This window comes from Sinorhizobium sp. 7-81 (genome assembly GCF_030124405.1).
Classification (GTDB): Bacteria; Pseudomonadota; Alphaproteobacteria; order Rhizobiales; family Rhizobiaceae; genus Sinorhizobium; species Sinorhizobium psoraleae.
The window spans coordinates 1-24187 of sequence record NZ_JASKLT010000025.1; the positions used below are offsets into that span (position 1 = coordinate 1).

The following is a 24187-nucleotide window of genomic DNA, read 5'->3' on the forward strand; positions in this document are numbered from 1 at the left end:
TCTCCGGCAGCACGGTGAAGTTCGCAAAGGTCGAGCAGCCCATGTAGTGGTGGAGCTTCTCGCCGTTGAGCGAAAACCGCGAGGTGCCGTCGGGCATCAGCCCTTGCCCCTGGGTGGCGCGGATGGCGGTGCAGAGATTGGTCTTGCGCGACAGGCAGGAAGGGCACGAGCGGCATTCCGGGGTATAGAGCGGGATGACGTGGTCGCCCTTCTTGACGCTCGTGACGCCGGGGCCGACATCGACGACGATGCCGGCGCCCTCATGGCCGAGGATCGCCGGGAACAGCCCTTCCGGATCGGCGCCCGAGAGCGTGAAATCGTCGGTGTGGCAGATGCCGGTCGCCTTGACCTCGACCAGCACCTCGCCGGCCCGTGGACCTTCGAGCTCGACTTCGGTCACAACAAGGGGTTTTCCGGCTTCGACAGCCAGAGCAGCGCGAGTGCGCATGAAATGCCTCCCGGTAACAGCGTTATGTAGGGGTCGCCTTATGGGGCCTTGTCTGCAGATTACCGACGGGCCAAGCGCAATGACAATTGCGACCTTAGTGTGTAAATCGCGACCTTTGGCTTCTCTCTGGGTGCGCCTATACTGACGCTCGTTCGACCACGGAGACACGTAAGATGAGAGCCGCATGTCACGCGCTTGGTCTGGCATTCTGCCTGGCGCAAGCTCCCGGCATTGCAGGTGCGGCGGATTTTTCCGATCCCGACTGGCCCTGCATTCAGCGCAAGGTCGAGAACCTCTCGGCGAGCTTGATGTGGCCGGCGCCGGTAACCCGAGCGCCACTTACGCCTGCGGCAACCGACCTGGTGGCGATTCTGTCGCTTCGCCGGGTGACCCTGGAAGAGGCAGGGGCCCATGTTCAGGCCTTCGTCGAGGAGAATGCTCCGGTCGACGGCCAGCTGCTCGGCAATATCTTCTACGGCGTGTTTGATAATCTCGCCGATACCCGGCAACGGCTGATGGCGGGGATTGCCCGATATTCCCGCAGCCAGATCGCGCTGGCCTCCCGGATCGACGGCAGTCGGGTCGAGGTGGCGAAACTCTCGGGCGAGGGAAAGCCGGATTTCGACCGTATCGACAAGCTGGAGGAACAGATCGACTGGGATGAGCGCATCTATCGCGATCGATCGCAGGCCCTCACCTATGTCTGCGAAACGCCGGTGCTTCTTGAAAAGCGCGCCTATGCCATTGCCCAGATCCTGCTCAAGCACATGCCGGATTGACCCATACCGCTACGGGTCCCACTCCAACTCCGTGTAGGCCGCCGTCGCATTGCGCGGGTTGAAGAGATCGAACAGATGCCATCGGCCCGCTTCGCTCCGGCCTATTGCCTCGCTCGCTAGCCCGAGCCCCAGTCCATCCTCAAGCGCCCTCTTCGTATCGGCCTCCAGCACGCCGAGGTAACGCTCGAGCGGCTCAGCCGCCTGCGGCCAGTCGAGGAGCGGCCCGCCATGACCGGGCACGACCAAGCGTGCAGGAAGCCCCTTCATCTGCGAAAGCACGGCAAGCCAGCCGCGCAGCGAGCCGTCGAGAGCGGGCGTATGCGTGTCGAACAGCAGATCGCCGGCGAAGAGGATACCGGAGGTCCGGTCGAAGACCGTCAGATCAGTGGCGGTATGGGCTGACGGCCACGCGCGCAGCTCCAGCAGCCTGTCGCCCAGGTCGACCACTTCCTGTTTTGCGATCACACGATCGGGCACGGGTGCCCTGGTACCGAGAAACGCCGGCCCGCCGATCAGCCGGGCAAAATTTGCCCGGTACGTTTCGGCACGATCGGCAAGCGCCCGCGGCAGGTTGGCTTGGCCGAGGATCGTCGCCCCGGCCTCTTGAAGCGGCTCGGCGCCGAAAACGTGATCCGGATGCATATGCGTGAGGATCAGGTGGGTAATCGGCAGGGCGCTTCGTTCGCGGATTGCCAGATAGACCTCCTCGCCCACCTTGCGCGAGCCGCCGGCATCGATCACGGCGATGCTGCGCGATCCGACAATGAAGGCAATGTTGGAAACGTCGCCGACATTGGCCGGGTCCGGCTCCGCCACCGCGCCGCGATGCACGAAGACGCCCGAGGCCACCTCGCTGAAGGTGAGGACCGAGGCAGGCCTCGGCGCACAGAATGGCAAGCCCTCCTCCTTGGCGCCTGCGACCGGCTGGCGCGGAACTCTTCGCGATGCACGCTCGCAGGCAGCTTTGGTTTCCGCCGCGAAGCCGGGCAGCAGTGCGGCTCGGCAGGTCTCACCCGGCAGCGGTGCTTCAGGGGTGGCGGCCGCAAGCATGCACATTGTCACCAACGCTTCGAACACTGTCCAACCTCCCGTTGCCAGCGATCTCAAATGTCTGCTTCCGGCGGTTAAACGCGTCGCGTTCAAGCGAATTCACGCAATGCGCTTCACATCTTTGTTTTTGCGCATGTCGTTGTCGGAAAACCGCTACACACTTTTGGGTGGCGTGCATTGGTCCGCAACACATCCGAAAGGCTCGGTTATGATCGTTGGCATTTCGTCCTATGCTGACGAGTGTCCGACGCGGCGTCGTGCCTGTCCTTGAAGAGGGGACCTTGAACCATGAAGCTCATGCTCACGGCTTTTTCCGTCATGCTGACGGCAAGCGTTGCATCCGCCCAGGAGGCGACACCCGACAATCCGCTTGTTGAAGGCCCCACCTGGAACGAACTTAAGGACGATATCGTCGGCAAGACGGCTCTTCTCGACGGCGCCGCCCTGTTCTCCGTCACGGCCCCCTATCGTGCCAACGACGCCGCAACGGTGCCCGTCACCATCGAGCAAAGGGAACCGGCCGCCGAGTCGATCGATTCCATCAAACTGGTGATCGATGAGAACCCCGCGCCGGTGGCGGCGGAAATTCGCTTCGGCCCGTCCATGGCGCCACTCAAATTCGAAACCCGCGTCCGTGTTAATCAGTATTCCAACATCCGCGCCATTGCCGAGACGCCGAAAGGAACCTTCATGACCGGCCGTTTCGTCAAAGCCTCCGGTGGCTGCTCGGCGCCAGCAACGAAGGATCCGGTCGCGGCCCTCAACGGCATGGGAGAGATGCGGCTGAAGCTTTTCGATCGCAAGGAATCTTCACCGAACAATCGCCGTGAGGCGCAGATCATGATCCGCCATCCGAACTATTCCGGCCTTCAGCGCGACCAGATAACCCAATTGTTCATCGGCGCGAATTTCATCGCCCAGCTTGAGGTGAAGCAGGGCGACGACCTGCTGTTTGCGGTCAACGGCGGGATTTCGGTGAGCGAAAATCCGGTGTTTCGCTTCAGCTATACCGACAATGGCGCACCGGACATCACCGTCCATGCGGTCGATACGGATGGTAATGTCTTCGACCGCGTTTTGCCGAAGACGCCGCCCGCCTGAACGCCTCGAAACAACGCAATTCCGGACGGAAGACCTTACGCGCTTTTCGTGGCATTCCCCTAGAAGCACAGCATCTCCGCCTCCGCCTGGGCGCGTCTCAGGTCGGCTACCATCGTGCGGGGTGCGACCGCCGACTTGAACATGGCCACCTGTTCGCCGCCCACCTGCTGGAGCGACAGCACCGCTTCGGCTTCGACATATTTTTCATAGGGCAGGATGGAAGCGACTACATCGATCGAGCAGGCACACTGGCTCAACACCGTCCGGCTCTGGCCGTTGACCGCCATGCAACCGAACACATAGTCGGCCCGCGCTTCCGTCGGATAATCGTTCAGGCGCTCCGACATGCTCTGCCCGCTTGCCGGCACGGCCGCCGCAGCGATGGCCAGCACCGTCATGACAGTCCGCATCATGGCCGGCCCTCCTCGCTCGCTTTCAGGGTTATTGCATTTGAATAGCCGGCGGCTGTCCCGCCAGCGGGCGCCGGAACGGTCGCAACGAGCGAATAGTACCAGCCAGGAATGTCTTCCGACACAGTGACGGCAAGCGCCAGTTCGGAAAACCGGCCCATCCGCTCGCGCGCCTTGTCATTGACGAACGGCCGGATCGTCACTTCTCGCACAGCGATTTCACGGCTCTGAAAGTGCAGTGATTTGGGCACGATTTGCGCATCCCGCAGCAGGGCCTCCTTGATCCGGTTACGCATATAGAATGGGCTGCCGCCCGATTGAGCGGCGATGTCGGCAAGCACGCTTTCGAGGAAATACATGATCACGGGGTTGCCGACCGAGGCCGGATAATTGCCAAGCCCGCGGGACCGTGTGCCCTGATGGAGCGTCAGGGCGACCTTGTCGTCGGGCTTAATCTTCAGACCGATGCTGAAGCTGCCGGCTACCGGCCCCTCGCCGACACCAGATATGACCCTGTCGTAGACGAGAGTGCTTTGGCCGCCTTCGCTACCGCCCGGTACCGCCTCGAGGCCCTTCAGTGCCGTCGACCGGAAGAGAAGCTCGTAAGTTTCGGCAGCCGTCAGCGGCCCATGGCCGAGCCCGAGCAGGAACAGAGAAAGCAGAAGCAGAACACGCATCGCGGGCCTCCCGTGTTGGGGCCCGTTTTCAGGCTCCCGTTTGTTGGCCACAAGCCTAGCAGTGGCTGCGGCAATGTCACCGGAGACCTTTGTCTGTGTTCACGCCACGCGCGCCCGGGTCTTCCAGTCGATCAGTGCCCGCAGCCGCACCAGTTGCACCGGCTTGGCGAGAACGGCGAACGACATTTCATTGCCGAGCCGCAGCAGTTCCCGCTGCCGGTTGGCCGACACGATGACCGCAGGGATTTCGACTCCGGCCAGCGCGCGCAGCGTACGGATCGTTTCGACGCCATTGTCGCCGTCGTCCAGCTGATAATCGGCCAGCAGAATGTCGGGCGCCGTGCCGATTTCCTGCATCAGCGCCGCCGCATCGGCGGTCGAGCCGGCCGCCAGAACGCTCGCCCCCCAGCTCTCCAATATTTGCGTCATCGCGTGAAGCTCGTCGGCATCGTTCTCGACAACCATGACGATGAGATCGAGACTGCCATCGAGCATCGGCTCGATCATGGGATTTTCGCAGGCGCTGGCACGGCCAGGCGCGGCTAGCGGCACCGTGATCGAAAAGACGGAGCCACGGCCGGGCTGCGACACCAGTCGAACGGGATGATCGAGATGCCGGCAGGCGCGCTCGACGATCGACAAGCCAAGTCCCATGCCGGTGCCCCTTTCCGCACCGCTCGCTCGCGTGAATTCGTTGAAGATCCGCGTCTGGTCCTCCTCCGAGATGCCGATACCGGTATCCCACACTTCGATCCGCAGCCGATCGCCGCGCGGGCGGCAACCAACCAGCACATGGCCACGCTCTGTGTACTGGATAGCGTTGACCACCAGGTTCTGGATGCAGCGCATCAGGTAGCGCTGATCGCTGGTCACCCAGCGCGTCGAAGGGACGATCCGGAGACCTATCCCTTTCTCTGTCGCCAAGGGTGCCAGATCCTCGGCCAGGCCCTGCAGCAGGCTTCCGAGATCGAATGACGTGATGTTGAACTCGGCCCCCGAACTGTCGAGGCGCGAAATATCGAGAAGCGCCTGCAGAAGCGATTCGATCGAGGTGAAGGACCGATTGAGCCGACTGACCACGTCCTTCGCGCCCGGTTGTCCCGCCGTCTCCGTCAACATCGAGAGATAGAGCTTCGCGGCGTTGATCGGCTGAAGAAGGTCATGGCTGGCTGCCGCCAGAAAGCGGGTCTTGGACGTGTGGGCCGCTTCGGCCGCCTCCTTGGCCTGCCGAAGCGCGCCTTCGATCTTGGTTTGCTCATCGGCGTGAATCTTGAGCAGGCGATTGGCCTCGATCAGTTCGGCTGTCCGCTCCTGGACCCGTTGCTCCAGAAGCGCGGCTGCTTGGGTCTCCATCGTCACGTCCATGATCGATACGATGAACCCGTCGTCAGGCAACGAACGGATGCGAACGTCGAGGCTCATCCCATCGCTCCGCCTGAACCGCTCCTGCACCGACTCGCCGCGACGCATGGCCTTGAACCAGCCGGCAAATTGGGAGCGGCGGCCTTTGCGGTCGAGAATCTCATGGCGCTCGACGTGTTCGACAATACGCTGGAAGCGACTCCCCTTCTTCAGAAGCAAAAGCGGCACGCCGAGAAGCTCGCCGAAGCGTTCGTTGCGAACCAGCAATTCGCCGCGCGACGAAAAGGTACAGATGCCGAGCGACATGTGATCGAAAGCGGCCTGCAGGAAATGGGCCTGCTGGTCGATTAGCCGGTTCTTCTCGCGTCGGTTCTCCCGCACGATGTCGGTGATTTCGGTCTGCAAGACGGCGATGTTGCCGGAACTGGTCTGCCGGTAGGAAATCTGGAACCAGCGGTCGTTCCTGAGCACCATCACGAAGGACGAAAAGCGCTGACCGGGCCTCTGCTCCTTCGCCATCGGTTGCGGGCGGCCGATACCTCCGCTGTCGCTTCGGTTCAGATACTTGCTGGCGCTGACGGCTGCGAGATAATCGTCAAAACCCAGGCCCGGCTTGATCAGCGGCTCGATGTCGGGAAGCAAGTGGCGGAACTGGGCGTTGCAGACCTGCAACCGCTCTTCGGAGAAGAGTGCGAAGCCACCTTCCATGGCCACCATGGCATCGGCAAGGTTTCTCTGGATGCGCTCCTGCGCCTGATAGGCGATCTCCAGCTCGCTCGACGCCTTGCCGAGCGTGTCGAGGGCCTTTTCGAGATCCTTGGTCTTCTCCCAGACCTCGGCCTGCAGGGCGATGGCCGATTCGAAGAGCGAATAGGCGGAGCTGCCGACTTCATGACCGCGCTCGGCCCGGTTGATCAGGGCCTCAATGATCTTGGCCTGCTTGGCGATCTGGATCTCGTATGGTTCGTCGGGATTGATCACAGCGGCGCGCCCCCCTCTGGCCGGAAAAAGGCGACGCCGACAAAGGTCTGGTTCACATGTACGCCAAGATGCTGTTCGCCATAGGTGCTGAAGCCGACGACCCGGCGTTGGCGGAAATGCTCCGACGCCTCCCCGTCCAGGCCCTTGCGCTCGATCTCGAGCTTGCGCAGGTAGCAGTCGAAACCCAGGATGAAATCCGGCGCCTTACCGTCCTTGTCGCTGACGGCAAGTCCCGTATCGAGGGTGCGGATGATTTCCTTGCCGCGACCGAGCGTCAACAGCAGACCATCGTCGATCGCCGAAAGGAAAGTGAGGCCATGTTCGCCCTGGATCTGCTGGATCGCCCGCACATGATAGAGATTCCGATTGCGCACCAGAACGGGGTTCTCGGCGAAAATCGCCGGCGACAACTCGGCAACCGGCACCTTGACGAGGCGAGCATATTCCTGCGCTGCCGGTGAGCCGTTTATCTCCAGAACGAGCCGCTCTTCCGGGACGGCGCGGGTAACCACCATGCGCTCTTCCGTGGGCTGGAAATGGTCGAAGCCCAGACCGCTAAAGGTCAGATCGGTTTCCAGCAGAAGAAGAAGCGCGGCATTGCTGTGGAACTCTCCATTGTGCAGCACCTGCGTGCGCTCGAACCGCAACCCGTCGCCCGCCGACCCGCCAAACACGGGAATGTCCTTCAGCCCGGCCTCCAGGGCTGCGACCAGGATATCCTCCTGTTTGGACAATCCGTCGGCAAAAATCAGGGCAAGCCGCTTTCGGCCCGGCGTTGCGCGAAACTGCGAGACGAGCCGCTCGGTCTGCGACACGACATCGGCAATCGAAACCGGCGAGATTGGTTTGAACAGGGTGGAGGCCACCCGAAAGTGACGCCGCTCGAATGCGATCGCGAGCAAGGCGCTGTCTTCATACCCCCGAGAGGTGATCTGGCCGGCCGTCGTACAGCCGAAGACAACAGTGTTCGGTAACGACTTTCGAAGGGCATTGGCAAGCTCGTCCGGCTGCAGCCTGCTCGGCAAGAACAGAAGGACGAAGCTTGGTCTTGCCGTGGCGAGTTGCTGCCTGATCTCGGCCAGGGCAACGGCCGCATCATCGGCACGCGATATGGCGATCCGCACCGCCTCCGCAGGTTTGCGATCAAGATCGTCGACAGCTGTCATGCGCCGTCATCCTCCCCTTCCAAGCCCGCTGCCTCGTGCGGCACCTTACTGCAGGCTATGGCGGATCGAGACTTCGCGCACCAGCATTGCCGCCTGGGTGCGATTATGAACGCCGAGCCGCCGCAGAAGCGCGGTGATATGCGCTTTGACGGTCGCCTCGGCCAGCTGCATCTCGTAGGCGATCAGCTTGTTCGGCATCCCTTCGCAAATCAGCCCCAGAATGCGCGTTTGCTGCTGCGACAAATGGGCGATCTTGCGCGAAATCGTTTCCACCGACCCATCCGTGGCGGGGGTGCGGGCCGGCATCGCGTAGCCGGGCGGCAAATACGTCTTCCCGTTCCAGATGTCCTGCATCGCCTCCTGGAAGTTCTGACGGCCGATATCCTTGGGAATGAAACCCGCCGCACCGGCAGCAATGACCGACTGGACGACACCTTTGGACGTGATCGCCGAGATCACGATCACCGGGATATCAGGCGTCTTTTCCTTGATCTTAAGAAAACCGCTCAGTCCCGACGCATCGGGCAGGTTCAAATCGAGCATGATCAGGTCGGGTGAAAACCGCATCCGCAATTGCTGCAACGCTTCACCCAGCGAAGTCGCTGTTCGAATTCGGCGCGTGTTGAAGGTGCTTTCCATCGTTGCGGCCAGAGCGTCGCAATAGAGCGGATGATCATCGATCACCAGGGCCGATTTTATCGAAAGCGAAGGGACGGACAAAGCGGTCCGCGGCATGGCTTCCTCCCTAAATACTTCCTAGCTAAGGGAGCAGCCTCAACCGACTCTGAACATCACTGAAATCTCTCTGCTCCCATGCAGCCATGCTCTCCCCAGCACGGCGCGAGGCATTTTGTCGCATAGATTTCCAAGCCAGGCAATGGCGAGTGCGGGCGGCCGCGATACTGCACCCGCCGCATTTCGCGTTCAAAAGTGACAAATCGGCCGCAAATCGCCTGAGAAAGAGCCGCGGACTCTCGCAAGCGCGTCCGCCTCTGGGCTTCTCCGGAAACTGCCCTACTTGCTTAACAATACCTCCGCAAGAAAAGCAGGACTGTGCTCAAGTGGGATCTCATTTTCTGATGATTTCACCGATTTCGGCGTTTCTCGCCCTCTCAGGCATTCCTGCCGACGACGACGGTCATCGCCGTGGTCCTATTCTGTTCGGCCGCGGCCCCGATGCTGATTTTCCCAGCCCTTGCCCTGGCGACCACGAGTGCCGGACCGTTCACAGCCGGCTGGTCTGCGTGGACCGAGCTCCTGCGGCGGGCCTGAGGCATCACGGCTGGGAGGCACGATGCTGAGGTTTTCTCAGAGACTCGACCAGGATCGGGCAGCTGCAGGTCCATCGCCGCGAGCCGCGTTCATGCAGACGCCGGCCAGAGCACAGCCGTCCAGGCTTCCGACGCTTGCGGCAACGGCTGCCGCGGTGGCAGTTCTCTATTTCGCCAGCGAGGTTTTCCTGCCGTTGGCTATTGCAATTCTACTCACTTTCGCGCTCGCGCCCGTGATTTCGAAGTTGCGCAGGGCCGGCTGCCCGCGTTCAGTTGCCGTCATCGGCAGCGTGACTGCAGCCTTTCTGCTCCTGTCCGCCTTCAGCATCGTCGTTGCCATGCAGGTCAGCGAAGTGGCGCAGAATCTGCCGACCTATCAATACAACATCGTCGAAAAGATCAGGACCTTGAAAGAGGCGGGATCGGAGAACCAGATCCTCGACCGGCTCAGTCGCGCCGTGGAGCGGATCGGGACGGAAATCAGCCGACCGGGACCCGAAACCCGCGTCTCGCCCGAACCGGAACCCGAGCGCACACCGCTTCTTGTGGAGATATTTTCTCCACAGCGCCCGCTCGAAATGCTGAGGAACATCGTAAATCCGCTGATCGGCCCGTTGGCCACAACCGGTCTCGTCATTGTGGTCGTCATTTTCATGCTTTTCGAAAGGGAGGACGTGCGCGATCGCTTCATCCGGCTGGTCGGCTACGGCGATCTGCACCGCACGACCGAGGCCCTGCAGGATGCCGGCGCACGGGTCGGCCAATATCTGCTCATGCAGCTCGTGGTGAACATTACCTACGGCATTCCGCTCGCCGTCGGTCTCTGGTTGCTCGGCATACCCAACGCGATCCTGTGGGGCATGCTCGCGATCGTGTTGCGTTTCGTTCCCTATATCGGTCCGGTCATTGCAGCCGCTCTGCCACTGTTCCTCGCTTTTGCGGCGACCCCCGGCTGGAGCCTGTTGGCTTGGACGGCAGCCCTGTTCATAGCCCTGGAGCTCCTCAGCAACAATGTTGTCGAGCCTTGGCTCTATGGTTCGCGCACTGGCCTGTCGCCGCTTGCGATCATCGTTGCCGCGATTTTCTGGGCCTGGCTCTGGGGTCCGGTCGGATTGGTGTTGTCGACGCCGCTGACCGTTTGTCTCGTCGTTCTCGGGCGCCATGTCCCGCAGTTCGAGTTCCTGGAGATACTTTTGGGGAACGAGCCCGTTCTAGACCCGAAGGAGCGCCTCTACCAGCGTCTGCTTGCCGGTGATCCGGATGAGGCAACGGACAATGCAGAGGAAATGCTCGAGGAGAAATATCTGGTCGAGTTCTATGACACCGTCGCGATTCCGGCCCTGCTCCTTGCCGAGCGTGACCGGGCGCGGGGAGCGTTGACGGATGCGCAGGTCGCACAGCTTGCCGAGAGCGCGCGCACGCTCGTTGCCAATCTCGAGGAAATTGCGGGCGAGGAGGAAGGCGAGGAGGAGGATGTCAGCGCGCAAAATGCGGAAGACGACGATCAGGCCGGCGAATATGATCTGCCGCTGGGCGACGGGAAATCCGTCCTTTGCATTGGAGGGCGCGGTGAACTTGATGATGTGTCGGCTTCCATGCTGTCCCAGATCATCCGGATTCAGGGTGCGGAGGTCGCTCCCGCGAGCCACGAAGACCTCAAGCCGGGCAAGATCAGAACTCTTGCCTTCGAAGGACGCAACGCCATTGTCGTGAGCTTCCTCGACCAGGATTCCCTGCGACACGCCAAATTCATCGTGCGCCGTCTAAAACGCCTCGCCCCTGCGACCCGGGTCGGCATTGTGCTTTGGCAAGAGAATGGTCAATGGCGAACCGATGCAAAAGTCCTCGTCGACGAGTTGCAGGCGGACTTCGCAGTATCTGCGATCGTTGAGGCGGTTCGGGAAGCTCTGTCGGACGAAATACCCCGACCGATCACGTTGCCGCACCCGAAGATCGCTCGCCGCTCGCCCTCTCGCAAGGGGAAAGGCACCGACATCGAAGAGACGCCCGTAGGACCAAGCGTTGGATAAGAGTCTTCAGGGCACGCGGAAGCGCTCGCTTCTGATCCAGACGCAATCACCTAGCGCACGGCGAGAAAAATGGACTGTTCGAAAGCTGAAGCCGGCCTTTGAGGACTCATAGCTTGACGCGGCGCGGCTTGAATGGCCAAACCGAGAATTAGAACGATCAGAACGGCAGTGTGATTGGGCGACTTCGTTCGCCAAGAACCACCATAGGTAGCGGTAAGGAATGCGAGAACAAAAAGTTGACGCTGCCGTCAATGTCCTGTACTTGGAAACATCGATACTTTGTTTGCCGATATTTGTTTTTGCTGCGCCTCGCGCCTCTTGACGAACTTCCCTCTTTCAAAAGTCGAAAAAACCTGCTGCGCGTCGCTCAGCGGTGATCAATGTTGCTAAGAAAGGGTTCGTTATGACCACTGGCACGGTTAAATGGTTCAATTCCACCAAAGGTTTCGGCTTCATCCAGCCTGACGACGGCAGTGCCGATGTGTTCGTTCACATCTCGGCCGTCGAGCGTGCAGGAATGAATTCGATTGTCGAAGGCCAGAAGCTCGGCTTCGAGCTCGAACGAGACAAAAAGTCGGGCAAAATGTCCGCCGGCCAGCTCCGCGCTGCCTAAGGCTTTTGGCCGCCGATGACCACGGATGTACTGGCATGGCGGCAGGAAGTTTGAGAAGGCTAGACGGATGTCTGGCCTTTTTCTGTTCTGAGGCTCCATTTGCCGGCACGACATCCGCGTCTCCTTCCCGAGAACGCGGGCGACTGGAAAGCTCGTGACCCACAAGAGAGAATTCTATTGAGACAGCCCAGCGACAATGGCCCTGCCGAACGCCGTACTGCTGCGGCAAATGCCAAGCGTCGGCTTCTGGCTAAATTCGCCTCCACCCCCAAGGAAACTGTTCCGGACGTGCAGGAGCGGCCTGCCGGCCGCGATTGCATGCGGGGCCGTCGAACCGAAGGCGAAGCGTTGACGAACGCCGAAAACGAGCGACTGCTGGCGGAGCTGATGCCGAGCGAGATCGCCATTACGCAGCATGCGAAGCTCGCCAAGCCTGACACGCTCAACCATAGCCCCTGAGGCTCAGGGGTAACCACGGGTCTGGCAGATAATTTGCAGGACCAGGAATACGGACCAGTTTAATGAACGCACATATCTATCCGCCGGCCTCACTTGTTGAAGAGAATGCGGGAGCATGGTTGAAGGCTCTTGCTAAATACCGTCAGCCCCGCATCGGGCGCAGCATCTTCGAGCTTCTTGTCACCGTCATTCCGTTCGCCGGCTTCTGGGCCATCGCCTATTTTTCACTCGCTCACGGGTTCTGGTACGGGCTGATCGCAATCATTCCTGCCGCAGCCTTCCTCGTGCGGCTTTTCATGATCCAGCACGATTGCGGCCACGGCTCGTTCTTTGCTCGTCGCGGGCTCGACGATTGGACCGGACGCGCCATCGGCGTGCTTACGCTGACGCCGTACGATTACTGGCGCCGGGCGCACGCTGCTCATCACGCCTCGGCTGGCAATCTGGACGAGCGGGGCGTCGGCGATATCACCACGCTCACGATCTCAGAATACCGCGCACTTTCTCCGATGAAGCGCCTGGGCTATCGCTTGTACCGGCACCCGCTGGTGATGTTCGGCATCGGCCCGGCCTGGCTCTTTCTCTTCAAGCAACGCGTGCCGTTCGGGATGATGAACGGAGGTGCGCTGCCTTGGATCTCCACCATGGCGACGAATGTTGCGATCGGGATCTGCGCCGTCTTGATGGCTTGGACGATCGGTCTCCTGCCTTTCCTCTTGATCCACCTGCCGATCGTGCTTTTGTCGGGCGCCGCCGGCATCTGGCTCTTCTATGTCCAGCATCAGTTTGAAGAAACGCACTGGTCGGCCGGCGAGGATTGGCACTTTCCCCAGGCAGCCCTTCACGGCGCATCCCACTATGACCTGCCGCTGGTGCTGCGTTGGTTGACCGGCAATATCGGCATTCATCACGTCCACCACCTGTCGAGCAGGATCCCTTACTACAGATTGCCGGAAGTTCTGCGCGACCACCCACAACTCGCGGGCATCGGCCGCATCACTCTTTGGGAGAGCTTGAAATGCGTCAAGCTTGTCCTTTGGGACGACAGACGCCGCAAACTCGTTTCATTCCACGATGCCGCCAATGCGGGCGTGCGCCCATAACAGGCGACTTTGCGGCTGCGCCAGAGTGTTGACATTCCGACGACCCTGCCGTGAGGCGAAGTTATAGTCTCGCCGCATCGTCGCTGATCTCCAGGGAATTCCACAAATGGCGCGGCCCTCGCGACCGCGCCAGAATGATCTTGTGGGCGGATTGTCGGGCACCAAAGTTCAGTGCGGGCTCGCCGTCGGTCGGATGATGATCTCGCTGGCATCACCATCTTCCGGTTAACGACATGAGACTGATGATCCGCATTGCAAGAGCCGGGGAAGGCATGCCTTTGGCGATGATGGAGACGTGCCGGCCCTAAATCGTGCGCGGCGAACACGCGCCGCTGCATGCGGCCCCTTCTGTCCTCCGTTCGCCGGCTTCTGTCTCTACTATCCGTGCGCCACCGACAGTCGCGGAAGCTCGGCGCACCGGTCGAATACGTTCGGAAATCGAGAAGGGCCGAAGAACGCCAGAAAAATGGCCGTTCGGCGCCCTGGACAATGGCGAAAGAGTGTGTCCGCAGGCAGGGAGCGGGGACAACCGCTCAGTCCGCACTACCGCTCACATCATCCATTTGGACGCGATCGCGTGCTGTGCGGAATTCACCTGTCCGCAATGGACGGGCGGCAAGGTTGGCTCGGACAGGAGAAAGCCCTGGACATGTGTTGCTCCAGCCGCTTTTGCAGCCTCGAACTGGGCATATGTCTCGATGCCTTCGACGATGACGGTCGATGCGGCGCAGGAGGCCAAGCCGACCATGTGCCGAAGGAACCGCTCCATTTCGTGGCCGCGGCGTTGCACGAAAAACCCGTCGATCTTCACGATGTCCGCGGGAATGGCCAGAAGCGTTTCGGGGGTCGAATAGCCGGTGCCGAAATCGTCTATCGCGACCTTATAGCCCAGTTCGCGGACGCCCTGAAGCAGGTCGGCCGCGGCCGAGAGCGTCGCAACCGGCAGACTTTCCGTTATTTCGAGAACCAGCCGCGGAGCCATCGCACGGTGTTCGGAAAGCAGATCGTACAGTAGTGCCCAGCTTTCTTTGTCGGCAATATTTTCGACCGAGATGTTGCAGCCCAATGCGCCTGCGGGATTAAGAGCCAACCAGTCGAATGCGAGATCAATGACATGCCGGTCAAAAGCCGGAGCGCGCCCCGATGCTTCGAGAAAGGCTATGAATTCACCACTGGTCCTGATTGTGCCGTCAGGCTCCACGAGCCTTCCCAGGCATTCCGAGTAGAGAACTTCGCTCGAATCGTCGACCGCGTTTATTTGCTGCAGGGAAAACCCGATCCGCCCATGTTGCATCGCCTGTGTGACACCACGAACAACATTGTTGAATTTCTGCAAATTCATGGATTGAGCTGCCCCCATTCGGATTCAAGGCTGGCAGCGTCGGTCATCGCCGCTGCCAGCTGCACTAAGGTTCAGTTAGCGGTGTCCGTTTCGGGGTCGGTCGGTTCCGGTTCCAGCTCCGGAAGTGTCTCGCGAATCTGGTCGATTTTGCCGACCGCCGGTCCGACGCCGAGTATGTCCTTGGCCTCGGCGAGGGTCTCGTCGGTCACGACCTCGCCCTTCGTGAAGCTCTCGAGTGCTTCGCGGAGTGCTTCATCGCTCAAGGCCGGATCCGTCGGAATGGCGTCGGGGCCGCTCTCAGCCTCGAACTCGGCATAAGCAATCGCATAGGCGGAAATGGCTGCCATGCGAGGGTCGCTGGAGTTCAAATAGGCATGATAGTTCCGGTTCAGCGAACTAAGTCCCGCCGTATCGGAAACGGTGCTCTTCAGCTTGGCCGTGGCCAGCTTTTCCGTTTTCACCGCCTTCGCTGCCTTGACCGCCGCACCGGATTTCTTGCGCGTGACGACCGACTTCTGCGTCGAGGTGCCCCGGCTACTGCTGCCTTTCGTGCTCGTCTGTGACTTGCCCGACTTGCCCGAGCTCGAATGCCCGCCGCCGTGGCCCCCGCCGTTTCCGCCTCCCCCGCCGCCGTTTCCACCGCCATTGCCGCCTTTCGCAAAGGCAACGTTCGGTGTACCGACGACGGCGACTGCGAGAGGGGCGACGGCGATCGCCAGTGCGACGAAGCTTCGCCCGATTATTTTGGAAATGGTCATGAAGGCCTCCATGTCGTTCGAGGTTCGCGGCTCCGCTATCGGCGGGGCTGATCGAACCGCTTTGGTATTGATGCAACGTTAACTTGCGTCGCGAGAAGGCACCACCATCTTCGGACCATTGCGTTGGTGGATAGGACTTAGGTCTGATCCGGCCACCATCAAAAGTCGGATGGACATCGATAAAGATGACGTGCCATTGACCGGCCGCCTGAAGGCATTAGTTTACCGGCTCACGTCGACCGACGTGCGGCTACTTTGTTGAGCGGATAATCCCGAGATTTCTCTTGCGTGCCAGTGACCTGATCAAACGATGGAACGCGCAGCCGCTGGCAAGACAGTTCCTGCTGATCGGCGGCATCGTCGCAACGTCTGCCATGCTGGTGGTCGGCGCTTTCGTCACCAGCCTGATAGAAGATGCCGTTACACGAAACTCGGCAGCAACGACTGCACTCTACGTCGATAGCGTGATCGCGCCGCTCCTGCCCGACATGCAGACGACGCAGGTTCTTGACGACACCGTTGCGCGCGCGCTCAACGAGACGCTTGGACAGGGGGCTCTCGGAAACCGGCTACTTGCATTTCGCCTGTGGCGCTCGGACGGCACCATTCTCTACTCGAACGAAGAGAACATGGTCGGAAGGCGATTCGAGCTGAGCGACGAGTTGAGAACGGCATTCGACGGCAAGATGGTGGCCCAGTTCAAGCCAGTCGACGAGTCCGTGGACGAGACGAATCAACCGGCGAGCGAGCCGCTGCTCGAAATCTACAATCCGGTGCTTCAACCGTGGTCCGGACAGGTCGTCGCCGTTTCGGAATTCCATGAATTTGCCCATGATTTCGAGCTCAGCCTGACTCAGGCCCGTTTTCTTACCTGGCTGGCTGTCGCCGGCTTCACGCTTGCCTTCTTCATCATGCTTTCGGCGATCGTCATGCGCGGCAGCAGAACCATCGAAAAGCAGCGCCATGCCCTTCGGCAGCGCGTGGACGAGCTTTCGGCGCTGCTTGCGCAAAACGAGGCCCTGCGTGGACGCCTGCAGCACGCTTCGCAACGCGCAACAGCCTTGAACGAGAACATGTTGCGACGGATCGGCGCCGACTTGCATGACGGCCCGGCGCAGCTTGTCGCATTCGCCTCGTTGCGGCTGGACAGCAACGCATTGGTCAGCCCTTCGACTGCGGCGGAAATACGCGAACGGGAAATCGCGGCCATCAAGGCAAGCCTCGACGAAGCGATGAACGAGATCAGGACAATATGCAGCGGCCTGGTCCTGCCGCAGATCGAAACGGCCGGCCTGCCAGAGCTCCTCGAGCGTGTCGTACGCGCCCATGAACAGCGAACCGGATCGACTGTGGACCTGTCGCTGTCCGATCCGCCCGAGCACCTTTCTCCGTCTGCGAAGATATGTATATACCGCTTCGTGCAAGAAACGCTCAACAATGCCTACCGCCACGGTGGCGGCATCAGGCAACGTGTAAGGCAGACTACGGAAGGCGATCGGGTCTGCATCGCGGTCGCGGATGGCGGAGCTGGCTTTGATCCCAAAGCCATACGACCCACGAGCCTCGGGCTCGCAGGCCTGAGGGAACGGATAGAGAGCCTGGGCGGCACATTCGAAATCGACGGTGCCGCCCCCGGCACGGTTGTCAGGATGTCACTCGGCATCGGGGAGGTTGAACAGGCATGACTGCAGCAATACGTGTGGCGGTAATCGACGATCACCCTCTGTTCAGAGAGGGCGTGACGAGAAGCCTTTCTGAGATCGACGGGTTTGAGATCGTTGCAGAGGGAAGCTCGTGCGACGACGCACTCAGGATCGCAAAGAATCTGTCTCCGGATGTCATGCTGCTGGACATCTCCATGCCGGGAGGCGGATTGAACGCGGTTCCGCTTATCCTTGAACTCGTACCGCTGCAGAAGATCGTGATGCTCACCGTTTCCGAAGCCGGCGACGACGTCACGGCGGCACTTAAAGGTGGCGCCAAGGGCTATGTCCTGAAGGGGATCGGATCGAGGGCGCTGGCGGATGTCATACGGACGGTGGCTTCCGGGGAGAGCTATGTCGCTCCGACGCTCTCTGCCAAGTTGCTCTCGAGCAATTCGCCCGCTCCTGAGAGCAAATCCGACCTCATCGCTGACTTGACCCCTCGGGAGCATGAGGTTCTGCGCCTCGTGGCCTCCGGCATGAGCAACAAGCAGGTCGCAAGAAAGCTCGACCTCCAGGAGAAGACCGTCAAGCACCACATGACGCAGATCATGACGAAACTTGGCGTCGCCAACCGCACCGAGGCGGCGATGGTGCTGCGCGACGCGCTCGACGGTCGCCTCTGATCATTTGGAGCTGCGCAATTCGGGACGGAAAACCGTTACACGATTCCCGTAATTGCTTTAGTCAACGAGGGCTTGAAGCCGCTTTTCATCTGCCGAGGTTGCTCGCCGGTTCACGATCGTGCGCCCGCGCGAGTCCTTCATGATGTAGCGGCCGTTCCTGACTTCCTCACTTATTCCGTCAGTATGGCGAACCCTCAACGCCGATCCGCTGTCTTGAACCGTGGTGCTCTTTCCGCTCAACCCCGTCGAACTGTTGTTCGACCGGCTGTTGCCCCCACCCTTTCCACCGCCACTGCCATTTCCGCCGCCGTTCCCGTTTCCGCCTCGGTTGCCATTCCCACCACCGTTGCCATTGCCGTTGTTGCCGTTTCTGGCCAAGGCGGATTGGCCCGCGGCGGCGAAGCCGATCGTCGCGGTGCATAAGGCCGTAACAAACTTTCGACGCGTGATCATTTCAGCCATTCAGTAACCGTCCACCTTGCGCTCGCCCGAGCACGGCCTTTGGAACCATGCACGGGCGGCAATGACGGTCTCATTTCCGGGCCCCGGAACCACCGTCGACGCGCCATGCCGGCGAGTGGCATAAAAGCTCGCTCGGCAAGACCAGGAATCTTTGCACATGGTTCATTCCCGCCGTCAACTCTCAACTCCTGCAACCCCAGGCGTCCCGGACTTTTACCCCGGCGCGACCGGACGTTCGTCCGATCCACTTAGGACCAAGGTCTGAGGGCTATTATGGCACTTCCAGCAGTTTATCAGTAGAGGAATGAGGTCCGGCGCCTTGAACCATGAGCCGCATAGGCGATGCCGGCGTGAGCCAGCATGCCCGCCGAGCAAAATCGAACAGACTTCCATCGCCAGATCGTTGCCATCTGTTTTCCGGAAATGGCAGAAAAGAGCACGCGCGCTCGAGCGATTCGCACGGGCGAGGCGCCATGCTTTTCCCGATTTCAGGGATCCACGACTGGAGCTGGTGATGTATCCGAAGTCCGCAAGCCTGGTCTTGGCAAGCTTGGCCCTGGCAAGCCTGTTCCTGGCGAGTTGCCAAAACGACCTGGCGATGGTTGCGGACGCTGCTTTCACAAAGCCACCTAGGCCTCCGATCGAACAGCAGCCCAACACCGAGCAGCCAACGCCCCCGCCTGCGCAGCCCGTCGATAGTGTCTCACCAAAGCCTGCCTGCGGCGCCGACGTGCAGGCCAAGTTGAAGGCACCCGGGACGAACGTTGTTTCGCTCGATTGCAGCGTCCGCCTGTCATCGACAGATGTCATCACGCGTCCACTCGTCTTCGAAGGTGCAGCCGCTTCCGGGGCGGTACTCGATTGCGGCGGAGGCACGCTCGACGTCAGTGCCGGCACATCCCGACAGCAGAAAACAGCGGTAATCGTCCGCTCCGCCAAAGCCAACTCGGGAGCTTGGTCCGCACCGTCCAACGTTACGGTCCGCAACTGCAGGATCGACGGGTTCGTCCGCATTTATGGCCTCGGCGAGAACGCCAACGGCGCGATCATGAAAGCATCGTCGCTGAACGCCAACCACACGGCGTTTGCTCAAGCGTCCGCACCGAAGAACGTCCGCCTGGAAAATGTAATTTTCAATGCGCCGGGCGGTATTCCCCTTTACATAGGACCTGGGGTAACCGGAGCAGCGCTCGTCGACTCGACGATAAACGGCAAGTCGACCTCCGTCGCGGTTTATCTCGACGCCGAATCCGCCAACAACACAATCAGCAACAATGTCTTCGGGATTTCCACCGAAAGCCGTGAACTGATCGCCATCGACGGCTCGGCAAACAACAGGATTGCCAACAACACCTTCGAACGCCCCGAGAATGGCGGAATATTCGTCTATCGCAACTGCGGAGAAGGTGGCGTCATCCGCCACCAGAAACCGCAGTTCAACCAGATCACGGGCAACACATTTCGGTATGGATCGGCTTTCCTGGCCAAGCCGGCTGTCTGGCTGAACTCCCGCAATGGCAACCGCAGCTACTGCTCCGATGAGCCGACTTCGCCTTTCGGCAGCGGCGCCAGCAACCTTGATTTCGCACAGCACAACATCGTTCGCGACAACAAGCTCGAAGGCGGATCCGAAAGCCTCATCCGCAACGACGATCCGACGAATGATATAGATGGCAATGTTGCAATGGACGGACGATGATGGTCATGCACGATTGTCAGGCTCCCACCCAGATCCATGGCGCTGATGGATATCGAAACGCCTCGATACGGTCGCTCACCATCGCCTTCACCTGCTCCGCCGCCTGTTGAGCAGCCTCGGTCCATCCCCTTGAGCTTCAGGGCCATGTCGCCAAGGCTTGGAGAGAGGCGGGTCGTACGGCGTTGTACAGGGAGGTGAACCCGACAGTCTCGAACCGCTTCGAGCCGGGCTCTGCAGTCTTTTTCGTGAATACAATCGGTCAGTTGAAGAAGATGAAGCCGGATGCGCCAGATCGAGGCGGCTCAGTTGATGACGGCGATGAATAGATAGACGGTTACCTACGCCCGCTCGCTGGTTGCGGCCACGCCTGAATTCATGCTGGTCCGACCGAAAAAGCCGATACGCCGCCTCAGCGAGCACCGAATCTCATTAATGGAGACTGAAGCGTCCAGTCTAGACCGTGAATTCCAGCGATCGAGCAGGACTATGGCGCCGATCATCTCGATCTCGTTCTGACCGCCGGGTACATTACACGACTGCTGAGCAACGCACGCGTCGTGCGCCATCTCGCGCACCGGTTTCCCGACATCCTGGCGGAGTTCCAGAAGATCACCGAGACAAGAAAAGTGGCATAAGCCCAGCCCGAGCCTGACCCCAGTTCGGCGGTTTTCGGCACGTGGATGAAAATGGGCTTGAGGCGATACTCTTTGCCCAGCTTGCTCCACATGAAGACGACTCCGCGATCGAATGAGGGACACAGCACCGCTCGCTAATGCAAGCTACCGACTCCTAGCAGCCGCTCGACCGCCGCGTGATCCTTCGCGAGCTCGTCTGGTGTTCCGGTCCAAGCGAGCCGCCCGCGCTCCAACACGATGACATGGTTGGCAAAATCGAGCGCACTCTGAATCCGCTGTTCGACGAGCAGTATCGTCATGTCCCCTGTTCCGGCAAGCTTGGCAAAGACCTTCATGAGCTCCTCGCAGATGACCGGTGCAAGGCCTTCAAGCGGCTCATCCAGCAGCAGCACCGAGGGGCGTCCGAGGATCGAGCGGGCTGTCGACAGCATCTGTTGCTCTCCGCCGGAGAGTTGCGAGCCGAGGTTCCTGCGCCGCTCATGGAGGCGCGGAAACATGTCATAGGCTTCCTGGAGCGCACTCTTCGCTCGGCCCTTGAGCCCGACGAAGAGGTTTTCCTCGACAGTAAGGGTCGGAAAGACGCAGCGCGCCTGCGGCACGAAGCCGAGACCACTCAAGGCCCGCGACGCGCTCGGCAGCGCGGTGACATCGGTCTCGCCGATGCGGATGCGTCCTTCGTATCGGCGCGTCTGGCCGGCGAGCGTCGCAAGCAGCGTCGTCTTCCCCATGCCGTTGCGCCCGAGCACCGCGAGACGCGCGCCGGCCGGCACCGAAAAAGAAATGCCTTCAAGCACCCGCGTCGGCCCGTAGCCCGCGGACAGGTTCTCGACCTCAAGCGGCGTGGCCGGCATTGGCATAACTCCCGAGATAGGCTTCGCGGACCCGCGGATCCTTGATTACATCCGACGGGGAACCGTCGAAGATGATCGTGCCGGCGGCCAGCACGATTACCCGCCTGGCGAAGCGGAACACAAGGTCCATGTCATGCTCGATCATTAGCACGGCAAGGTCGGGCGGAAGGTCGGCCAGCGCCTGTTCGATACGGCCCGTGTCGCTTTGCGGCACGCCGGCGGCCGGTTCGTCGAGGAGCAGCACCCGGGGCCGTAGCGCCAGTGCCACGGCGATCTCCAAAAGCCGCTGCTGGCCATAGGCGATCTCGCGGACATGCCGGTGCATCTGGTCTCGCAACCCCAGCTTGCCGATAAGATCGCCTACTTCCGCCATGATCTCGGGCATTGCGAGATAGTTCCCGAAGAAGCGCCCTGCCCGGCCGTCGCGCTGCAGGACTGCAAGCGCCACGTGTTCCGCTGGAGTCATGTCCTGGAAGAGACGCGTCACCTGGAACGATCGCACGAGACCCCTCCGAACGCGTCCGATGGCATCGACTCGGGTGATATCTTCGCCGCCGATGCGGACCTCGCCGGAATCGGGCTTCAGGTTGCCGGTGACGAGATTGACCAAGGTCGTCTTTCCCGCACCGTTCGGGCCGATCAGTGCCACGCGGTCGCCCGGCGCCATGGCAAGGCTGACATCGTTGGTGACGGCGAGGCCGCCGAAGGATCGCTTCAGATTCCGAACCTCGAAGATGGCACTCATCGGCGCGCCTCCCGCCACCGGACCGCAACGGCGGCGATAGTGCCGTAGAGGCCTTTGGGGGTAAACAGCACGACGGCGATCAGCAGGGCACCGACCATCGTCAGCCAATGGAAGGGATTGGCGGCCGAAACGATATCCTCGAAGAACATGAACACGATCGTGCCGGTAAGCGCGCCGAAGAGCGAGCCGGTGCCGCCGAGCACAAGCATGACCAGGCTCTCCGCGGAGAGCGTGAAGGAGAGGCTGTCGAGGCCGACGACCTGCGTCGAGATGGCGTTGAGCGCACCACCGGCCCCGGCCACCGCACCGGAAATCATGTACATCTTGACCAGGGTGACCTTCGGCGAAGCGCCCATCGCACGAATGCGGATCGGATCCTCCTTGATGCCGCGGCAGAGCATGCCGAAGGGCGAGCGCACGACAAGGCGCAACAGCGTGAACACGACCGCAAGAAGGACAATGCCGAACACATAGGCGGTGCGGCCCCAAAGGTCGAACGCGAAGAGTCCGATCAGCGGATCGGGCGCGATGCCGGCTAGCCCGTCGCTGCCCCCCGTCCAGGAAGAGGCCTTGTTGGCGAATTCGTGAAACAGATGGATGAGAGCGATCGATAGAACGAGCTGGGGAAGGCCGTGGGCTCTCAGGATGACCACGCCGCAGAGAAGCCCTGCAACAATGCCGCCGAAAATGCCGCTGGCGAGCATGAGCAGCGGATCCGTGATACCGAAGTGGACGGCGGCGATGCCGGCCGCATAGGCACCGGTTCCGAACAGAGCCGCATGACCGAGCGTCGCCACTCCGCAATAGCCGGTCACGAGGTCGAGCGACAGCACCAGGAGCGCGATCGCCGTCATGCGCGTGAGCAGCGCCAGGTTGTTTGGAAACAAAAGGTAGCCGACGACGGCGAGTGCGAGGATCACGGAAAGGCCGGCGAGGTCGCGACCGGGTTTTCGCCGATTGCCTCGTGCTGCCGCCAGTGCGTCATTCATCGTCGCCATAGTCACGATCTCGTCCTCCCGGCAAGGCCGCGCGGGAAGACGCAGACGATTGCAATGACGGCGAGATAGAAGAAGAACTCGCCGAATTCCGGCACCAGGTAACGGCCCGCCGTATCGATGCCGCCGAGCAACAGGCAGGCAACAAGGGCGCCCGGTATCGAGCCCGCGCCGCCGACAGAAACGACGACGAGGAAGGTCACCATATACCGCAGGGCGTAATAGGGTTCGACCGGGAGCAATTCGGCACCCACCACGCCGCCCAGGGCAGCAAGCCCCACCGCAACGGCAAAGCTCACCGCATAGATGATTTCGGTGCGCACCCCGAGGGCTGCTGCCATGGTCGCGTTGTCGACGGCCGCCCTCAGCTTCACGCCGAAAGCGGTCTTCTCGATCGCGTACCAGAGCGCGGCGGCGACGGCGAGACCGCAAAGGATCGCGAAAATGCGGTGGGTGGCGATCGAACGGAAGCCAAGATCGACGGACCCCCGCAGCCCCGTCGGCAGAGGAATCGTCTTCAGCGTCGGGCCGAAGGCATAGTTAGCGATGCCGATGATACAGAACGTGATGCCGATCGTCATCAAGACCTGCGTCAGTTCCGGCGCCCCATAGATGCGGCGATAAAGCAGCCGCTCGATCGGGATGGCGATGAGGATCGTGCCGAAGACAGCAATCATCAGGGCGATCCCATAGCCGAGACCCATGTCACGGGCCGCATAGGAGGCGATGTAGCCGCCGATCATGGCGAAGGCGCCATGAGCGAGATTGACCACCCGCATAAGCCCCATGGTGACGGAGAGACCGATCGAGATCACGAACAGCACCATGCCGTAAGCGAGCGCGTCGACCGCTATGCTGAAGACGGTTTGCATGTGCCCATCCTGTTTCCCGATGATGCGGGGTCTATCCGCCACCCCGCAT

General features: G+C 61.0%; 23 protein-coding genes and 1 pseudogene. 10 read left to right on the forward strand and 14 right to left on the reverse strand.

All coding sequences use genetic code 11. The features are described 5' to 3' along the window. On the reverse strand, positions 1-448 hold a 448-nt coding region (locus QN224_RS31450), incomplete at its 3' end, for an alcohol dehydrogenase catalytic domain-containing protein (protein WP_283979860.1). A gap of 173 nt (positions 449-621) precedes the next feature. Here QN224_RS31450 and QN224_RS31455 point away from each other — a divergent pair. Continuing rightward, on the forward strand, positions 622-1227 hold the full coding sequence (locus QN224_RS31455; protein ID WP_173514369.1) for a hypothetical protein: 606 nt from the start codon (positions 622-624) through the stop codon (positions 1225-1227). A gap of 9 nt (positions 1228-1236) precedes the next feature. On the opposite strand, the gene QN224_RS31460 is transcribed toward QN224_RS31455, so the two are convergent. Next, on the reverse strand, positions 1237-2304 hold the full coding sequence (locus QN224_RS31460) for a quinoprotein relay system zinc metallohydrolase 2 (RefSeq protein WP_283979861.1): 1068 nt from the start codon (positions 2302-2304) through the stop codon (positions 1237-1239). Between the two features lie 261 nt (positions 2305-2565). Between QN224_RS31460 and QN224_RS31465 the strand changes: the two genes are divergently transcribed. Beyond that, positions 2566-3378 carry a quinoprotein dehydrogenase-associated SoxYZ-like carrier gene (locus QN224_RS31465; RefSeq protein WP_283979862.1) on the forward strand — a complete coding sequence of 271 codons (813 nt, stop codon included), beginning with the start codon at positions 2566-2568 and terminating at the stop codon, positions 3376-3378. Between the two features lie 59 nt (positions 3379-3437). Here the strand turns inward: QN224_RS31465 and QN224_RS31470 are convergent, their stop codons facing one another. The 5 genes from QN224_RS31470 to QN224_RS31490 all read right to left on the reverse strand — a co-directional run bounded on the left by QN224_RS31470 (position 3438) and on the right by QN224_RS31490 (position 8709). Further along, on the reverse strand, positions 3438-3791 hold the full coding sequence (locus QN224_RS31470; protein WP_283979863.1) for a hypothetical protein: 354 nt from the start codon (positions 3789-3791) through the stop codon (positions 3438-3440). Further along, on the reverse strand, positions 3788-4465 hold the full coding sequence (locus tag QN224_RS31475; RefSeq protein WP_283979864.1) for a hypothetical protein: 678 nt from the start codon (positions 4463-4465) through the stop codon (positions 3788-3790). Before QN224_RS31475 ends, QN224_RS31470 begins: the two co-directional genes overlap by 4 nt. A gap of 99 nt (positions 4466-4564) precedes the next feature. Beyond that, positions 4565-6808, reverse strand: a complete 2244-nt coding sequence (locus QN224_RS31480; RefSeq protein WP_283979865.1) for a hybrid sensor histidine kinase/response regulator — start codon at positions 6806-6808, stop codon at positions 4565-4567. Then, entirely contained in the window at positions 6805-7974 is a 1170-nt protein-coding gene (locus QN224_RS31485; protein WP_283979866.1) for an FIST signal transduction protein, read from the reverse strand. The genes QN224_RS31480 and QN224_RS31485 overlap by 4 nt, the downstream gene beginning before the upstream one ends. 45 nt (positions 7975-8019) lie before the next feature. Beyond that, on the reverse strand, positions 8020-8709 hold the full coding sequence (locus tag QN224_RS31490; RefSeq protein WP_173514362.1) for a response regulator transcription factor: 690 nt from the start codon (positions 8707-8709) through the stop codon (positions 8020-8022). Between the two features lie 559 nt (positions 8710-9268). Between QN224_RS31490 and QN224_RS31495 the strand changes: the two genes are divergently transcribed. The 4 genes and pseudogenes from QN224_RS31495 (at position 9269) to QN224_RS31510 (ending at position 13450) form a co-directional block, all read left to right on the forward strand. Then, on the forward strand, positions 9269-11275 hold the full coding sequence (locus QN224_RS31495) for an AI-2E family transporter (protein WP_283979867.1): 2007 nt from the start codon (positions 9269-9271) through the stop codon (positions 11273-11275). 403 nt (positions 11276-11678) lie between these two features. Further along, positions 11679-11888, forward strand: coding sequence for a cold-shock protein (locus tag QN224_RS31500; protein WP_064244506.1), 210 nt, complete (start codon positions 11679-11681; stop codon positions 11886-11888). Between the two features lie 177 nt (positions 11889-12065). Then, a pseudogene (locus QN224_RS31505) lies at positions 12066-12325 on the forward strand (DUF6481 family protein). Between the two features lie 84 nt (positions 12326-12409). Beyond that, complete coding sequence (locus tag QN224_RS31510; RefSeq protein WP_173514359.1) at positions 12410-13450, forward strand: fatty acid desaturase; 1041 nt, start codon at positions 12410-12412, stop codon at positions 13448-13450. A gap of 550 nt (positions 13451-14000) precedes the next feature. On the opposite strand, the gene QN224_RS31515 is transcribed toward QN224_RS31510, so the two are convergent. Together QN224_RS31515 and QN224_RS31520 are read right to left on the reverse strand one after the other, a co-directional pair. Continuing rightward, entirely contained in the window at positions 14001-14792 is a 792-nt protein-coding gene (locus QN224_RS31515; RefSeq protein ID WP_283979869.1) for an EAL domain-containing protein, read from the reverse strand. 71 nt (positions 14793-14863) lie between these two features. Further along, positions 14864-15550 carry a hypothetical protein gene (locus QN224_RS31520; RefSeq protein WP_283979870.1) on the reverse strand — a complete coding sequence of 229 codons (687 nt, stop codon included), beginning with the start codon at positions 15548-15550 and terminating at the stop codon, positions 14864-14866. A gap of 284 nt (positions 15551-15834) precedes the next feature. Between QN224_RS31520 and QN224_RS31525 the strand changes: the two genes are divergently transcribed. Further along, entirely contained in the window at positions 15835-17235 is a 1401-nt protein-coding gene (locus QN224_RS31525; protein WP_283979871.1) for a sensor histidine kinase, read from the forward strand. Next, entirely contained in the window at positions 17232-17879 is a 648-nt protein-coding gene (locus tag QN224_RS31530; protein WP_283979872.1) for a response regulator transcription factor, read from the forward strand. Before QN224_RS31525 ends, QN224_RS31530 begins: the two co-directional genes overlap by 4 nt. Positions 17880-17936: 57 nt before the next feature. Here QN224_RS31530 and QN224_RS31535 read toward each other — a convergent pair whose 3' ends face one another. Then, the gene (locus QN224_RS31535; RefSeq protein WP_283979889.1) at positions 17937-18332 is read right to left on the reverse strand and encodes a hypothetical protein; all 396 of its coding nucleotides are present in this window, start codon (positions 18330-18332) and stop codon (positions 17937-17939) included. A 523-nt stretch (positions 18333-18855) separates the two neighbouring features. On the opposite strand from QN224_RS31535, the gene QN224_RS31540 reads away from it, so the two are divergent. After that, entirely contained in the window at positions 18856-20040 is a 1185-nt protein-coding gene (locus QN224_RS31540; RefSeq protein ID WP_283979873.1) for a right-handed parallel beta-helix repeat-containing protein, read from the forward strand. 473 nt (positions 20041-20513) lie between these two features. Next, on the forward strand, positions 20514-20675 hold the full coding sequence (locus QN224_RS33980) for a hypothetical protein (RefSeq protein WP_336621139.1): 162 nt from the start codon (positions 20514-20516) through the stop codon (positions 20673-20675). 134 nt (positions 20676-20809) lie between these two features. Here QN224_RS33980 and QN224_RS31545 read toward each other — a convergent pair whose 3' ends face one another. The 4 genes from QN224_RS31545 to QN224_RS31560 are packed head-to-tail and all read right to left on the reverse strand — an operon-like array spanning position 20810 to position 24138. Then, positions 20810-21526, reverse strand: coding sequence for an ABC transporter ATP-binding protein (locus QN224_RS31545; RefSeq protein ID WP_283979874.1), 717 nt, complete (start codon positions 21524-21526; stop codon positions 20810-20812). After that, the gene (locus QN224_RS31550; RefSeq protein WP_283979875.1) at positions 21507-22271 is read right to left on the reverse strand and encodes an ABC transporter ATP-binding protein; all 765 of its coding nucleotides are present in this window, start codon (positions 22269-22271) and stop codon (positions 21507-21509) included. The genes QN224_RS31545 and QN224_RS31550 overlap by 20 nt, the downstream gene beginning before the upstream one ends. Next, complete coding sequence (locus tag QN224_RS31555) at positions 22268-23269, reverse strand: branched-chain amino acid ABC transporter permease (RefSeq protein ID WP_283979890.1); 1002 nt, start codon at positions 23267-23269, stop codon at positions 22268-22270. Before QN224_RS31555 ends, QN224_RS31550 begins: the two co-directional genes overlap by 4 nt. A 2-nt stretch (positions 23270-23271) precedes the next feature. Then, positions 23272-24138, reverse strand: a complete 867-nt coding sequence (locus QN224_RS31560; protein ID WP_173514351.1) for a branched-chain amino acid ABC transporter permease — start codon at positions 24136-24138, stop codon at positions 23272-23274. Positions 24139-24187 lie beyond the last annotated feature (49 nt).